Genomic DNA, 16,092 nt, shown 5'->3' on the forward strand with positions numbered 1-16,092 from the left:
CATTTAATTATTTTATATTAATTCAGGAACATCTCGTGGCTATACAGGACTTCGTGACCATTCCAATAGATATATCCTTTTTCGATCAACTCTTTAAGTAATAATCGAACGTCAGATTGTGGGAACATTTGCTCCAATAAATCACGTAAGGCGTAGATATCTTTTGGTTTATCTGATTTTAATTCATGCAATTTTCGGATCACTTCCATTTGCACAGGATCAATCTTATTGAAATTTTTAAATAAGCCTTGCTGTGCAGCCTGAATCATCGACGCCGTATCATCAGTATTTGAGGTTTGTTTTTCGAGTGAAGCAGTAAATGCGTTCAGGTCTGTTTTGATGGGCAATGCTGTTTCAGCAGTCGCATTTAAATCTAGCTGCACCCATTGTTTGAGTACTTTTTTTCGAATCGAAATCTGCTCATCAAAGCGTTTGACGATTTTTAGATTGATCAACATACCGACCAAATGCTGAGCTTTTTCGCTAGAGACTTGCAAAATATTCATCAGTGAATTTTTCAGTTTATCCAAACTGTTGGGTTTGCCACTGAGTTTTTCCAGACCATCACAATAGTGTTTAATCAGTAATAAATCAGGTTTATTCCGAATGGTTTCTAGGTCAGGAATCTTATACTTCACTTTATGTGAAACTTCTTGTTCTGACTGAATTTGAATGAGATGTGCACTGAGTCCAGAGCCATCCAATTGTTCCATCAGTAATTCAATATTAGACATTGCTGAAATGACTTCAATATGCGAATCTAGATACATCAAGGCCATCAGTTGCCCCACAATCACCGCATATTCAAATTCTTTTTGCGGCGTTTCTGGAATATCCAAAACCACCAATTGACCACTCGCAATCCACCCTGCAATTTCAGTCAAATCTTCAAGTGCATATTCAAATTTTCCGCTGCAGCTAAACACATACAAAGTACTGTAATGCTCAATGATATTGCGCAATAGATTTGCTGTGGGCGGGTTATTTTCCAAATCTAGCAGGACAACTTTTTGACTCATGAGATGAAATAATGGGTTTCGATCAGCAGATGCGGTGCATTAGACCTGTCACGCTGCAAAAGGTCAAATAAATTTACACCAATCCACAGCTTTGGCGCTGATTCGTCATCTGCCTGTCATTCAAAATCGACATTAATAATGCGGTGGGCGGTTGGTCATCGGGTCAAATGCCGCGATGCCTTCAGATAAATCTGCCGATTCAATACGACGATACAACATCTGCATTTGTTTCTTTAAATCAGCGATTTCGGCGTTTTGACGCGCAACTTGATCATTCAGTTGGTCAACTAAATCATCTAAAAATGCAATTCGGACTTGCAAATCTTCAATGGGTGCGGAAAATGACGCCTGTTCATCAAGATTTTGTTGTGTAGTCAATTTACACTCCTCATATAAGATTTCAGGAAACATTATGGCCTATATTACTTTAAGGGACGTCCAGCTTGCATTTGGCGGACCTTCCCTACTCGACGGCGCGAACTTCAGTTTAGAACGTGGCGAGCGAGTGTGTCTAATCGGTCGTAATGGTGAAGGTAAGTCTACTTTACTTAAACTGATTGAGGGAACTTTATTGCCAGATGGCGGTGAAGTTTCATTGCAAAATGGCATTACGATTTCAATGCTTGCTCAAGATGTACCCATGGATTCGGGCAAAGTTGCTGATATTGTTGCCGATGGTGCAGGTGAAGCTGCAACTGTATTACGTGCTTATCATGAAGCCAGCGAAGCCTGCGTACTCGGCGATATGGACGCCTGTGAGCGCATGGGTAACCTACAACATCAGATGGATCAAATGGATGGCTGGTCACTTGAAACTAAAGTGAATGCCATCCTCAGTAAAATGGGCCTAGACCCAGAAGCTGACCTTGCAGATTTGTCTGGTGGTCGTAAGCGTCGTGTTCTATTGGCACGTGCTCTCTTAACGCAGCCCGATGTATTGCTACTCGACGAACCAACCAACCATTTGGACGTTGAAAGTATTGAATGGCTCGAAAAATTCTTACTCGATCAAAACAACTTAACCCTGTTGTTTATTTCGCATGACCGTTCATTTGTCGATAGCATCGCAACCCGTATTGTGGAACTTGACCGCGGCATTTTGCGTAGCTATGAAGGTAACTATTCACGTTACCTCGAACTTAAAGCTCAGCAAATGGAAGCGGAAGAAAAGCAAAATGCGCTATTCGATAAAAAACTCGCTGAAGAAGAAGTGTGGATTCGTCAGGGCATTAAAGCGCGTCGTACCCGTAACGAAGGTCGTGTTCGTGCCTTAAAAGCGTTGCGTGAAGAGTCTAAAGCACGTCGTTCACAACAAGGCAAAGTGAGCATGGCAACGCAAGATGCGCAGCGCTCAGGTAAAGTGGTCTTTGAAATTGAAAACTTAGCTGTGCAATTTGGCAACAGCGCACCAATCATCAAAGACTTCTCGGCACTGGTATTACGTGGTGACCGTATCGGCTTAGTCGGTGACAACGGTGTGGGTAAAACCACTCTTATCAAAGCTATTTTGGGTGAGCAAGAACATACTGGTACAGTAAAAACAGGTACACAGCTTGAAGTTGCTTACTTTGATCAGCTTCGAAATGCACTTGATCTTGAAAAATCAGTGAAAGATAACGTCTCTGAAGGCTCAGACCATGTCGATGTAAACGGTAGCCGTCGTCACATCTACAGTTATTTACAAGACTTCTTATTCTCTCCAGAACGTGCACGTACACCTGTTAAAGCACTGTCTGGGGGTGAGCGTAACCGTATTCTGTTGGCTAAGCTTCTACTAAAACCATCGAACCTTATCGTGATGGACGAACCGACCAACGACTTGGATATGGTGACGCTTGAACTGTTGGAAGAAATGCTCAGCGCTTACAAAGGCACACTGTTACTGATTTCGCATGACCGTGCCTTTATGGACAACGTGGTGACTTCGACTTGGGTATTTGATGGTAAAGGTCAAATCGATGAATACATCGGAGGTTACCAAGACTATTTGGAACAGCGTCCTGACCAAACTGTCGTGGATCAAAAAAGCGATGTGAAAAAAGCCATGGCTAAAGCCGAAGCAGCGGCTGCCGCTGCGGTGCCTAAAAAAGTCAAGCTCAGCTATAAAGACCAACGTGCTTTAGAACAACTGCCGACTGAAATTGAAGCATTGGAACAAGAGCAAGCTGAATTGTCTGAAAAATTAGCCGACGGTTCTTGGTTTATGACTGACGCCGATGCTGCCACCAAAGCATCACAGCGTCTTGCTGAAATTGATGACGAAATGTTGGAAAAAATGGAACGTTTAGATGAGCTAGAAACGCTCGCTAAAGGCTAAATCTACAAATATTCCACACAGAAAAAGCCGTATTTCGATACGGCTTTTTTATGTCATATGACTCGACTGGATGGCTAACCTAAATGACGCTGTTTCAAATTGGAGCATACAGCGTCTGTAAAGACGATTCCGCAAATGTGAAAAGCTTGCTATGGTGACGTTCAATATAAGATTGAGTCACGAGCATGCAAATTTCAGATCAAATTGTCTTGGTTACAGGAGGCGCACGTGGCCTCGGTTTGGCAATTAGCCAAACTTTAATAGCTGAAGGGGCACGCGTGGTCGTGAACTATCTATCCAGTCAAACTGCGGCAGAACAGTTGGCGACCGCATTTCCTCAGCAAGTGTTTGCCTATCAAGCAGATGTCACAGATAAAGCTCAAGTAGAACAGCTTTTTGCCGCAGCAGAAGCACATTTTGGTACCGCGATCACCTCTGTCGTAAATAATGCCCTCATCCATTTTCAATTTAATGGCGATGCCCGTCCTAAAATGGAAGAACTGACCGCACAGCACTTACAGCAACAATTTGATGGAGCAGTCGTTGCTGCTCTCAACACCACGCAAGCGGCGCTTCCCAAGATGAAAGCACAGGGTTTTGGTCGCATTGTCAATATTGGTACCAACCTGGTACAAAACCCTGTCGTGCCTTACCACGACTACACTGCAGCAAAGGCAGCTTTGTTGGCCTTCACCCGCACAGCGGCACATGAGCTGGGTGAGTTTGGGATTAATGTGAATATGCTTTCAGGTGGCTTATTACAAAGCACCGATGCCAGTAAAGCGACGCCCGATGCCGTGTTTGATTTAATCGCAGCATCGACACCTTTACGCACAGTGACCACACCTGAAGAATTTGCGGCGGCCATCATGATGTTCTTGTCCCCTTACTCACGTGCAGTCACCGGGCAGAATTTGATTGTCGATGGCGGTTTAGTCAAAGGTTAAGTCTAGCGCAGCATGAGTTTGAACTTTCTCTTTCAATTCAGCTTCATGCTAAACTGAACCCCTATTTTTTAATCTTTGATTTAGCCCTATGAGTCAAAAGCCAACATATCAACCCGGAAAATTCCAATGGTCTTTCTTACTTCCTCAGTATTGGGGAATATGGATAGGGATTGTATTTCTTATGATTTTGGCGATTCTTCCTTGGGCAGTTCAGTATCGCCTTGGACAATTCCTCGGTTCTGTCGCATTTAAAAATCTCAAATCACGTCGTAAAACCACGATTCGCAACTTGGAAGTTTGCTTTCCTGAATGGACAGCAGAACAGGTTGAGGCCAATGCACGACAGGTTTTTATCGACCAAATGATTGGCATTTTTGAAACTTTAAATGCATGGTACAGTCCGCAGTGGTTCAAAAATCGGGTGCAAATTGAAGGCTTAGAACATATTCAAAATGCACAAGCTGAAGGCAAAGGTATTTTACTCCTCGGCACACATTCTACCCTGCTCGATGCTGGTGGCTACTTATGCGCACAGTTCTTTGAGCCGGATGTGGTTTATCGTCCGCAAAATAATCCGCTGTTGGATATGTTGATTGTGCGTTGCCGTGCCACCATCTATGCCAACCAAATCGACCATGACGATATGCGTGGCTTGATTCGCAATCTGAAAAATGGCCATGCCATTTGGTACAGTCCCGATCAAGACTTTGGTTTAAAACAAGGGGTTATGGCACCATTTTTTGGTACTCCAGCAGCCACTGTTACTGCACATCGTCGCTTATTAAAAATTGCTAAAGCCGAGGCGATCCCGTTGTATTTTTATCGCGATGGCGACATCAGCAACCCTCAATATCATGTGCTGATTGAACCTGCTTTGGATAATTTTCCGAGTGAAGATGAAGTTTCGGATGCTGTTCGAACCAATAAAATTATTGAAAATCAGCTACGAATCGCACCGACACAATACATGTGGTTCCATCGCCGCTTTAAAACCCGCCCACAAGGCTATGACAAAATCTATTGAGTTCAACTCAGCACATAAAAAAGAGAAATGCTATGAAAGTAATGCAGCTTTTACCTGAATTGAACAGTGGTGGTGTCGAGCGAGGAACCTTAGAAATAGCTCGTGCTTTAGTGACCGCCGGTCATGAGTCCTTAGTGGTTTCAAATGGTGGTCGCATGGTAACTCAATTGGAAGCTGAAGGTTCAACTCACCTCACGCTCGCAATCCATAAAAAAGCCTTATCAAGCTTATGGCAAATTCGTCCTCTACGTAAACTGATTGAGCAACATCAACCAGACATAGTGCATGTGCGCTCACGTGTCCCTGCGTGGCTCACGCATTTTGCCCTCAAAGGGATTCCTGCAAACAAGCGACCTCACCTGATTTCAACTGTACATGGTTTTTATTCGATTAATCGCTATAGTCAAATCATGACGCAGGCTGAAAAAGTCATTGCGGTCTCGGATAGTGTTGTCAAATACATCACGGACAACTACAAAAACTGTCCTACCAAGGACATTGTGCGTATTTATCGTGGCATTGACCCCGCTGCTTTTCCACATGGTTATCAACCCTCAGCACACTGGCTCAATCAAACCCTAAAAGATTTCCCTGAACTAGAAAATAAGCGTCTGATTTGCTTACCAGGCCGTATCACCCGTTTGAAAGGTCATGAAACCCTGATCCATTTAATGGAACAGCTACAAACACAGTATCCCGACGTACATGCGGTGGTGGTCGGTGGTGCAGATCCGAAAAAAGCGGCTTATTTACAAGAAATGCAAGACAGTATTGCGGCTAAAGGGCTGAGTGATCGGATTACTTTTGTCGGTCATCGTTCAGATATCCGTGAATGGTTAGCTTTTAGCGATTTGGTTTTATCTTTGTCGAGCCAAGCGGAAACCTTTGGACGGACTGTACTCGAAGCACTGTCTGTAGGTACACCTGTGATTGGTTGGAACCGTGGTGGTGTAGCTGAAATTTTATCCAATGTCTATCCGCAAGGTTTAGTCACTGTCGATGATGAAACACAATTACTCGACACCTTAAAGTTGCATTTAGACCAACCACAACACGTGCAGCCTATCAGCATGTTTAGTTTAAAAGAGATGTGTGATCAGACTTTGGAGTTGTATACGCAAGTGGTCTCTCAGCATTCAGCTTGATTGACTACACGCCATAGATCTTTGCTGTGCAGGATGAAGCTCGGGAAATCTTTTTAATTCGGCAACTAGATCAGCATCTAGAAAGGATATTGTGAAATGCACAATATCCTTTTTTATTATGAACGACTCAATGGTGATTCAACCCTTCCATACACGGTATCGGGCCATCAACCAAAGGATCAGCGGCAACAACATGACATTTAGAATATGTTTCAAACTTTGCCCTATACGCCAAAAGCCTCTATCTAAAATATCATGGCGTGCATTAAACAATTCCAATCCCACTGCGACGACCACAACAGTCCAAATCGCATAAGGTGATTTCAATTGGCGGTGATGGCAAAAGGCCACAAAAAAGAACAGTATTAAGCCAAGGTAAATGGAAAGTGCATCGGTGGATAAGTGTGTAATCTGCAATATTTTTTGGTGCCATTCGGACAGCATAGAACGTCTCATACCTATATTTTTATTGGAAATTCATCGTTTTTTTCTTGGCACACTGTATAAAGAAATTGATCAAAAGAAAAGCAAAAAATCTATATCACAAAAGCAAAACCCGAGTTCTGCATCCTGCAAAACTCGGGTCTATGAGGTTGTGCTTTCACAAGTATTCTTTTTATTTTTTATTGGCTTTCCTTTCCTGCATCCGTTCCGTGATGCTTCCATCGGCTTCGTCTTCCTTAGTGGGATGTTCCTTTCCCAGTTCCATGTGCCGATGAACAAAGAATAAGTCAATACACTTGACCTGACCATTCGTCAGAAGCCGAAAGCTGTGTAAGCTATTTCTTACACTTTTCTCTTAAATCAAACAAAATCAAGGTGCCTTCGTACCATCCTTATAATCATGGGCGATTTCATCAGTCACAATCTTCTCCTCTTTCTCAGCTTTTTCTATACCCTCCTGAATTGCCTCTTGCGCTTCTTGTTCATCTTCATCTGTTTGCGCTAATTCTTCTTGGATTTGCTCAAATACCCTGCCTGTTTGCAGCACCACATAGACTGGAAAATGGTCTGAACCGATATTGGGCAAGCGTTCCATGTGTACCAATGCAAAATCTGTACTATGAAAAATATGGTCGAGCGACCAACGCAGCAGTGGATAATTGGCATGAAAGGTATTTACGAAATGCCGTCCAACACGTGGATCTAAAAGCCCACTGATTCGTTGAAAGAGTCGTGTAGTACGTGACCATGCCACATCATTCAGGTCCCCCATAACGATGCAACTTTCATCTAAATCTTTAATCTGATCGCCCACAATCAGCAATTCTGCATCGCGTAAAGTTGAATCTTTGGCTTCTGTTGGACTTGGCGGTTTGGGATGTAAACAATACAGTTGAACCTGATTTCCTGATGCTAAGGTGACTCGGGTATGGATCGAAGGAATTTCATCACTGAGAATAAATTTGACTTCAGTTTCACTAAGTTCTAACTTGCTATACAAATGCATCCCATACAAATTATCCAAAGGTACGGGTACGCGATAAGGATAATCAGCTTCAATCACTGCCAATTCATTTTGCCAAGTTTGATCTGTTTCTAGCGTGAGTACTAAGTCAGGTTGATGCTTTTGTATTTGTGCCAATAATAAGTGATATTGAGTATTCGGCGTAAGTACATTTGAGACAATGATTGAAATTTGTTTCTGTTTATCTAACTGGTCTGAACGAACTTTTTTGACTTGTTTTTTCCAAATAAAGGTATAAGGCAAAACCATTTTTAATTGATATGCCAAGGCAGCAATCAACCCAATTAAAATGATTTCACGCGCCAAGTCCCATTCAGCATTCCATAAAATTAAGCCTATGAAGGCAAATATGCCCAAAGCCAAGATTTGCAGACGCGGAAAATCTGCACCACGAAACCACCATTCATCTCGTGGTATGAGTGACCAAAATGTCAACCAAATGACGAAGCCCGCCAGTATTTCAATCCAAATCATTACGCCTCCCTTATATTCTTTATTTTTTATTGATTCATAAATTTATATCAGTTTTGCATGTAACATAAACAAGATATATTGCACAATATTATTGGTGTTTTCATTATGTAGCGCTTGCAGTTATGCGCCCTTTTGGTACACTCGAACCCCCTTTTTATTTTTTTAACGCACCGAGGCAAAGTGACATGAAAGTAGGTCTGGTCGGTTGGCGCGGGATGGTTGGTTCCGTCCTTATGCAACGTATGGTTGAAGAAAACGATTTCGCTCATTTCGAACCGTTTTACTTTTCTACCAGTAATGCAGGTGGTGAAGCCCCTGCGTTTGGTGGTAAGACTGCCCCAGCACTTATGGATGCAACGGACATTGATAGTCTGAAGCAAATGGATGTCATTATCACCTGCCAAGGTGGCGATTATACGACTGAAGTTTTCCCTAAGCTTAAAGCTGAAAATTGGAATGGTTACTGGATCGATGCTGCATCGACTTTACGTATGGACGATGAAGCAATCATCGTACTTGACCCAGTAAACATGAACGTAATCAAAGACGGCTTAGTAAAAGGTACAAAAACATTCGTGGGCGGTAACTGTACCGTTTCATTAATGTTAATGGGTTTAGGCGGTCTATTCCAAAATAATTTAGTGGAATGGGCAACGTCTATGACATATCAAGCGGCATCTGGTGCAGGCGCGCAAAACATGCGTGAACTGATTTCAGGTATGGGCTACTTGTACAACAATACCAAAGATTTGCTAGATGACCCACGTTCTCCAATTTTAGATATCGACTCTAAAATTGCAGCCCTACAACGCGGTGAAGGTTTCCCATCTGCGAACTTCGGTGTGCCTTTAGCAGGTTCTCTCATTCCTTATATCGACAAACAGCTTGAAAGCGGTCAGTCGAAAGAAGAATGGAAAGGTCAAGTTGAAACCAACAAGATCTTAGGCAACCAGCAAATCGTTCCAATCGATGGACACTGTGTCCGTATTGGTGCAATGCGTTGTCACTCACAAGCATTGAGTTTAAAACTTCGTAAAGATGTTCCACTGGATGAAATCGAAGATATTATCGCAAGTGCCAACGATTGGTCTAAAGTGGTTCCAAATACCCGTGAAGCGTCAATGACTGATTTGACTCCTGTTGCTGTAACAGGCACCTTGTCTGTTCCAGTTGGTCGTCTCCGTAAGCTCAACATGGGTAAAGAATACCTAGGTGCATTCACTGTAGGTGACCAATTGCTTTGGGGTGCTGCTGAACCTTTACGTCGTATGCTAAGAATTCTCATTGATTATAAAAATGCTTAAGCATTTTTAAGTCTCTGAACAGGAAGCCGATCACAATTGATCGGCTTTTTTATGTAACTGTCGTGTAAATATTTTACAATTCTTTGACAACTCGCTAATCTATAATTTTCGCCATGCGACATATATTCGAGCTAAAGATTAAGATGACCGTATATAACAAATTAAAGATCGCCATTTTAGCCGTTATTGCATCTCAAAACATTCAAGCGATCAGCATTGATCCTGTACAAGTCCAGTCAGCACCCGGGGAATTGCTGTACGCTGAGATTCATTTTCGCCACTCAAATACATCTGTGCCGCTCGATGCAAGTTTAGCCACGGCAGAAGATTTGTTGAGTATGGGTACAGGGCATCAACCACCGGGGCATTTAAACTTCTTTACGCGTCGTGATGGTGCGGGCAATGGGGTAATTACCATTACCTCTTCGCGTCCAGTGACCGATGCTGAGCTTAATTTTATTGTTAATATTAAAGAAGGGAATGCTTCACGCCTGCAACAAATTCGTACCCCATTAAAACGCAATCCAACCACATCGAATGCGAATCAAACCGCCAATGAGCGTGCTTTAGCACCTGTCGTTATTGTAAATGAAAAAGAAATTGCCCTAAATTTACCTGTTAGCACACTCTACACCGCACAAGCACCTGTAGCTGTAGAACAACCCTTATTACTCAGTACCAAAGCACCGCCCAAATTAGCAACGTCAACGCCTGTTGCGATTGAACCAGTCACGCATGTGCAAAATTATAGCGTTGCACCTGCGGAGCAAAATAGCACAAGTACTTCATCTAGTTCTGAAACATCAATTTCGCAAGTTACAAAAACCAATTCGACCGGCTCTGTCAGTTCAGAAATGCAAGCTACACAAGCTGAAACCGCATCAACTGCAAGGTCTCAAGACCCATTGGCACAAAAATTTGCTGCGGAGCAGGCAGCACAAAAACGTGAAAATCCAACAACGACAACTCAAACAGCATCTACACCAAAACCAACAAGTACTGCAGCTGCATCAACAGCAACACCTGCGGCAAAATATGTGGTTCGCTCAAATGAAAGCCTTTGGGGGATTGCCTCACGTATTGCGACAGAACAAAACCGCCCTGTCTCTGAAGTCATGCAACAGATTAAAAACAGCAACGAACATGCATTCATTCAGGGCGACGTAAACCGTCTGCGCCGTGGTGCGGCATTAAATCTGCATGGTATGCAGCAAGCAAAACAGCCTGTAAAAGTCTCTGCGGCAGAACTTGCCAAAGTGCCTTCGAAGCAGTCAGGCAAAACCAAATACCGTTTGAATCAAGCTGAAATGAGTCTGGTTGCAGAGAAAGCGCAAGATTCGGCACAATCTTCTGCCAACAGTGCGGCAGAAAAGAATAAAACTTCGAAAGAGTTGTCATTAAAAGTTATGACATCTCGTGAAAAAACCGTTAAATTACAGAGAAACGTAACTCAATTAGAATTGGCGCTAAATCAAAAGGATCACAGAATTCAATTATTAAATGCTCGTCTTGCTCAACTGCAACAACAGTTGAAAGCTCAACAAGCAGATAAAAGAAGCCAATAAACTAAAACGTTACCAATCAAGATTTTATAGAGATGAGTGCAACTTTATATCGCTCTATCTCCAAGGGGTTAAAACATGCTGATTTATGTGATTCCATTAGTGATCTTAGTGATCGTATTGGTTTTTTTAAACAAACGCCAAAAAGATCAAGAATCAGATAAAGCCAAACCAACATCCACTAAAACCAAGAAAACGGGTGTTTCAGCTAAAGCGACTCCGAAGAAAACTCAAGTGGTTGAAAACAGTGTCATTGAAAAAAAATCAATGACGCCATTAACGACCGATGCTCGTGGCAAAATTGAAAAATTAATTGCAGAACGTAATTTCTTTTCTGCTGAAGCGCAAATTAATCAATCGTTAAAACGTGACAACTCGCTACATGAGTTATATCTATATCTATTAGATATTCACATTTTACAAAAAGACGAATTTGCCATCAGCCAATTGCTGAGCCATATTCGTTCACTTGAACTCGATGAAATTTTAGAACAAGCTGAAGCAAAAAAAGTAGAGTTTGAAAATTCACATGTTGATGAAAATATTGCGATTCATCATTCTTCTACATCATCAACTCCTAAAATTACAAACAATACCTCAGATTTTGATGCGCTCATGAATTCAGCGCCAACTAAACCAATCTCTGAAGAACAAAAGCCTCTAGAGTTTAATTTCACCACTGAACCCCCTGCAAAAGCAGATATTTCTACCCCAGTTGAAAATACTCCTGCTGAAAAAATACAGCCGCTTGAATTTGACACGCTTTCAATTTCACCAGAGCCTGCACTTGAAGCAACACCGAAAACCGAAGAGATTGCTCAGCCATCTCCTGCCGTTGAAGAAATCAAACCAATTGATTTTGCAATGGACTTTGCCCCAAGCACTGAAGCTGCGGCTGAAACTAAAACAGAAACTGTAGAAGAAAAAATCGAACCTTTAGATTTTTCATTTACAACAGAAACATCGGTTGTAGAAGAAAACAAAGTTGAAGCCCCAACCTTAAACTTTGACTTAGGTGCTTTTGAAACAGCAAAAACAGAAGACGCGGTTGTCGCTCCTGCAACAGAGTTTAACTTAGAGTCTACGCCTGAAGTTAAACCTGCAGCCCCTGCTTCAAGTGGTGTGAGTTTTGACATTAGCGGTTTAAGCACACCGTCAACCCCATCTGCTACAGACCAAAACGATCCATTGGTTCAATCTTTCCCTGAACTGGTTGAAGTCAATGAAATTGAATTGAATCTTGAATTGGCAGCGCAATACATCAAACTAGGTGCTTATGACGCTGCACGTGAAATTTTAACTGAAAAAGAGGCTGAGTTTTCTTCAGCTCAACGTCAACAAGCAGATCAGTTACTGAATCAAATCGCATCTTAAGCAAAAGCGATTTAAACTAAAGCAGTCTTTCAAGGCTGCTTTTTTTATGATGAAAAAAATTGCTCTTATTTATATGGGTGGTACTTTCGGTTGTATCGGTGAACCTTTAAGCCCCATGCCAGCGAATGTGTTTTTACCTAAATTACAGCATGTGCTGCCACTACACCTTAACATTGAATGTTTTGTTGCACCTGTCATTCGTGACAGTAGTGCCTGTACGGCGCCCGACTGGCTGGCACTGATCCAACAAATTCAAAGTTTACAATTACAACAATTTCAGCATTTCGTGATTATTCATGGCACAGACACGCTTAGCTATGCCAGCGCAGTACTTGCACACTTTATGGCACAGTCTGCTCATATCGTGCTTACAGGCAGCCAATATCCGCTGTTTAATGTGGCTGGTGACAACACCCGTGAATTTACCGATGCCATCGACAATTTAAATTTTGCATTGGAATCGGTACACCAATCGAGTGTTGGGGTTTATTTGGCCTTTCATCATCAACTGATGCATGCTCAATCCGCACTAAAAGTACATACAACTGATCTGAAAGCCTTTGATGGACTGCCAGCCACACAACCACTTTCAATGCTGACATCGCCGTATATTGTTCAAGCCAATGATTTAGACAAAGCAGCTCATTTCAATTGCCTGAATTGGATGTGGCAACCGATAGCAACTGATCTACACAGTCAAAATTTAGCCACCCTGCTTACACACACGCCAGATGTTTTAATTTTGCAAGGTTTTGGTACAGGCAATATTGCCGTTGATGCTGAATTACTCAATGTATTGAAAGCCATACAACAAAAAAATTGCAAAATTATCTTAAGTACACAGGTTGTTCATGGCGGTATAGATCAGCGCTATGCTGTGAGTGACTGGGTCAAAGACAGTGGAATATTACTGAGCAATTGTTTGGGTCATGCAGATCTTTATGCCAAATGCTTGAAAATGTATTTACAATACGGCAGTGCCGCAGACTGGACTGCGCATTGGAACGATTAAGTCATTTGAGGTAACTATGCAACGTTTTGCGATTGGGATTGAGTTTTGTGGCATGCAATACAAGGGCTGGCAAACTCAGCAACCGGGCGTACCAAGCGTGCAAGAAACCATTGAAACCGTCCTCAGCAAAGTGGCCAATGAGCCAATTATGTTGCATGGCGCTGGCCGAACAGATGCCGGCGTCCATGCAACCAATATGGTGGCACATTTCGATACTCAGGCGATTCGTCCCATTCGTGGATGGTTAATGGGCAGTAATAGCCAATTACCCCGTGATATTTCCATCCAATGGATTAAGGAAATGGATCAGGACTTCCATGCCCGCTTTAAAGCGCAAGCACGTCGTTATCGCTATGTGGTCTATAACAATCCACAACGTCCAGCTTTATTACATAAGCAAGTGACCCATGTTTATGCCAAGCTAGATGTGCTAAAAATGCAACGTGCCGCGGCCAAATTTGAAGGCACTCATAATTTCGAAAGCTTCCGTGCCGCAGCCTGTCAGTCCAATCAGCCTGTTCGTCATGTCAGCCATTGCCGACTGATCCAACACGGATGCTACTTGGTCCTAGATATTCAGGCCGATGGTTTTTTACATCACATGGTGCGTAACATCATGGGCTGTTTATTGGAAATTGGGCAAGGTATGTATGACGTTGACCATATTGACGATATTTTTGCTGCTGAAGATCGTAAAGCAGCAGGTGTCACCGCACCACCCGATGGACTATATTTTATCCATGCAGACTATCCAGCTCAGTTTGAACTTCCTCAAGTTCCGTTAGGACCACATTGGCTAAATATGCCTGAATAAACAATCCCTCCCAACCTCACTTTCACAGAGAGGGTGTTTCATTTCCGCCATTGCCAGATTCTAAATATGAAAATCCCCCTTTGAAAAAGGGGGATTCTGTTTAGGGAAGGATTTTATCGAAGATCAACCTTAACGCTGCTTCCGCTTACGGTATTCCACGGGCGTTTCATTGGTCCAGCGTTTAAATGCGCGATAGAACGTACTTGGCTCAGAAAAACCCGTTAAGTACACAATGCGCTCCACACTTTCATTGGTATTGGCCAATAATTTTTTAGCCAAACGACAGCGATAGTCTGACAAAATTTGCTGAAAACTGGTATTGGCTTCTGACAACTGAGTCCGTAGACGACGCGGAGTAATGTTGAGCTGCGCAGCGACCGTTTCGAGTGTGGTTTCACCGCTTTCAAGCGTTGAACCAATAGCACGGCGAACTTCACCGACCAAATCATAACGCGCCAACTCCTGAAGTTTTTCAATCGCCAACTGCTCATGCAATTGTAATAACTCAGGTTCTGCCTGCCACAATTGATACTCTAAAATAGCCGGATCAAAATACAATCGGGTTTCTTTCTGCCCTAAGCTCACAGGGCATTCATAAACACGGAAATACTCATCATCTGGCGCGCCCTGACTAAAGTTAAAGTCGATATAAATCGGCTGAAAACGCCCTTCAGTAATAAACTTAAAGAAACGCAAAACACCAGACATCGCGCATTCAGAAAAATGACGATTCACGATATTTTCTGCCCAAGGCTGATGACCATTGGTCAAATAGCAGCGGTCATCTTCAATCACCAATTGCGCATGAAAGGCATCGCTAATTAGGCGTTGATAGGCCAAAGCCCGCTTTAAACCTTCACCGAAATTCTCAGATGAAATAAATAAGTGTTCAATCACCTGCCCTCGATACAAAGGCAAATGCTCTCCCAGATGCAAACCAATATCAGGATCCTTACTGACTTCTTCTGCAGCCACCCAGAATGCAAATTGTGCATTCAATGGGGTACGGTCATTGGTTTCAACCTGATTTAATGCCACACCCGCTTTTGTTAAAATTTCTTCTGTTGGCAATCCGGCACGACGAATCGCTTGATACCCTAAACGCAACACAACAGATGCATCAGTTAGCTGACCCACTCCAGAACCTTCCTTGTATGTACTTCATTTATACCTAAAAAGATTGATTTTAGATTAACTGCGATTGACCAAACTGACAACAGTTACTGCGCATTTTTTGTTGAAAATATTTAACTAAATTGTTCGCTTATTTTACTGACAGTCGATCAGTTCAAAGCCTTTTACGGCTTGTATTCTGAAAAAAAATTGACTATAATTTGCGCCTTGCTAATTTATTCATTCAGGTAGGCTATGGCCAATAAAGAGGAACTCATCGAGTTCGAAGGCGTTGTCACCGAGACGCTTCCTAATACTATGTTCCGTGTACGTTTAGAAAACGGTCATGAAGTGATTGCTCACATCTCTGGCAAAATGCGTAAACACTATATCCGTATTTTGACTGGCGACAGTGTTAAAGTAGAAATGACACCTTATGATTTGACTAAGGGTCGTATCACTTACCGTGCGCGCTAAGTTTTAGCGAAGCGAAAAAGCCACTTTATCAGTGGCTTTTTT

Annotated in this window: 15 protein-coding genes; 10 read left to right on the top strand and 5 right to left on the bottom strand. The window is 42.5% G+C overall.

Annotated features, from left to right (window positions below; translation table 11 throughout):
- Positions 1–17 precede the first annotated feature (17 nt).
- Complete coding sequence (locus tag B1201_RS06150; protein ID WP_078192743.1) at positions 18–1,019, bottom strand: hypothetical protein; 1,002 nt, start codon at positions 1,017–1,019, stop codon at positions 18–20.
- Between the two features lie 132 nt (positions 1,020–1,151).
- A complete protein-coding gene (locus B1201_RS06155) occupies positions 1,152–1,397 on the bottom strand; it encodes a SlyX family protein (RefSeq protein WP_078189840.1) in 246 nt (81 codons plus the stop codon).
- 34 nt (positions 1,398–1,431) lie between these two features.
- On the opposite strand from B1201_RS06155, the gene B1201_RS06160 reads away from it, so the two are divergent.
- From B1201_RS06160 to B1201_RS06175, 4 genes are all read left to right on the top strand, one after another.
- A complete protein-coding gene (locus tag B1201_RS06160) occupies positions 1,432–3,336 on the top strand; it encodes an ATP-binding cassette domain-containing protein (protein ID WP_078192744.1) in 1,905 nt (634 codons plus the stop codon).
- A 185-nt stretch (positions 3,337–3,521) separates the two neighbouring features.
- Entirely contained in the window at positions 3,522–4,283 is a 762-nt protein-coding gene (locus B1201_RS06165) for a 3-oxoacyl-ACP reductase (RefSeq protein WP_078192745.1), read from the top strand.
- 88 nt (positions 4,284–4,371) lie between these two features.
- Positions 4,372–5,307 (top strand): LpxL/LpxP family Kdo(2)-lipid IV(A) lauroyl/palmitoleoyl acyltransferase, encoded by a 936-nt coding sequence (gene lpxL / locus B1201_RS06170; protein WP_078192746.1) that lies wholly within the window; start codon positions 4,372–4,374, stop codon positions 5,305–5,307.
- 32 nt (positions 5,308–5,339) lie between these two features.
- A complete protein-coding gene (locus tag B1201_RS06175) occupies positions 5,340–6,452 on the top strand; it encodes a glycosyltransferase family 4 protein (RefSeq protein WP_078192747.1) in 1,113 nt (370 codons plus the stop codon).
- A gap of 138 nt (positions 6,453–6,590) precedes the next feature.
- Here the strand turns inward: B1201_RS06175 and B1201_RS06180 are convergent, their stop codons facing one another.
- The gene (locus tag B1201_RS06180) at positions 6,591–6,896 is read right to left on the bottom strand and encodes a hypothetical protein (protein ID WP_228144755.1); all 306 of its coding nucleotides are present in this window, start codon (positions 6,894–6,896) and stop codon (positions 6,591–6,593) included.
- A gap of 370 nt (positions 6,897–7,266) precedes the next feature.
- Positions 7,267–8,394: an endonuclease/exonuclease/phosphatase family protein gene (locus B1201_RS06185; protein WP_078192749.1), complete on the bottom strand. Its 1,128-nt coding sequence runs from the start codon at positions 8,392–8,394 to the stop codon at positions 7,267–7,269.
- 185 nt (positions 8,395–8,579) lie between these two features.
- Here B1201_RS06185 and asd point away from each other — a divergent pair, with 185 nt between their 5' ends.
- From asd to truA, 5 genes are all read left to right on the top strand, one after another.
- Positions 8,580–9,698 (top strand): aspartate-semialdehyde dehydrogenase, encoded by a 1,119-nt coding sequence (gene asd / locus B1201_RS06190; protein ID WP_078192750.1) that lies wholly within the window; start codon positions 8,580–8,582, stop codon positions 9,696–9,698.
- Positions 9,699–9,841: 143 nt separating this feature from the next.
- Entirely contained in the window at positions 9,842–11,263 is a 1,422-nt protein-coding gene (locus B1201_RS06195; RefSeq protein ID WP_078192751.1) for a hypothetical protein, read from the top strand.
- A gap of 75 nt (positions 11,264–11,338) precedes the next feature.
- On the top strand, positions 11,339–12,634 hold the full coding sequence (locus tag B1201_RS06200; RefSeq protein ID WP_078192752.1) for a hypothetical protein: 1,296 nt from the start codon (positions 11,339–11,341) through the stop codon (positions 12,632–12,634).
- 49 nt (positions 12,635–12,683) lie between these two features.
- A complete protein-coding gene (locus B1201_RS06205; RefSeq protein WP_078192873.1) occupies positions 12,684–13,646 on the top strand; it encodes an asparaginase domain-containing protein in 963 nt (320 codons plus the stop codon).
- A gap of 16 nt (positions 13,647–13,662) precedes the next feature.
- Complete coding sequence (truA, locus tag B1201_RS06210; protein WP_078189716.1) at positions 13,663–14,460, top strand: tRNA pseudouridine(38-40) synthase TruA; 798 nt, start codon at positions 13,663–13,665, stop codon at positions 14,458–14,460.
- A gap of 129 nt (positions 14,461–14,589) precedes the next feature.
- Here the strand turns inward: truA and B1201_RS06215 are convergent, their stop codons facing one another.
- A complete protein-coding gene (locus B1201_RS06215) occupies positions 14,590–15,597 on the bottom strand; it encodes an AraC family transcriptional regulator (RefSeq protein ID WP_078189717.1) in 1,008 nt (335 codons plus the stop codon).
- A 231-nt stretch (positions 15,598–15,828) separates the two neighbouring features.
- Between B1201_RS06215 and infA the strand changes: the two genes are divergently transcribed.
- Complete coding sequence (gene infA, locus B1201_RS06220; protein ID WP_001284370.1) at positions 15,829–16,050, top strand: translation initiation factor IF-1; 222 nt, start codon at positions 15,829–15,831, stop codon at positions 16,048–16,050.
- Positions 16,051–16,092 lie beyond the last annotated feature (42 nt).

It is taken from the genome of Acinetobacter sp. ANC 5600 (assembly GCF_002018395.1).
Taxonomy (GTDB): Bacteria; Pseudomonadota; Gammaproteobacteria; order Pseudomonadales; family Moraxellaceae; genus Acinetobacter; species Acinetobacter amyesii.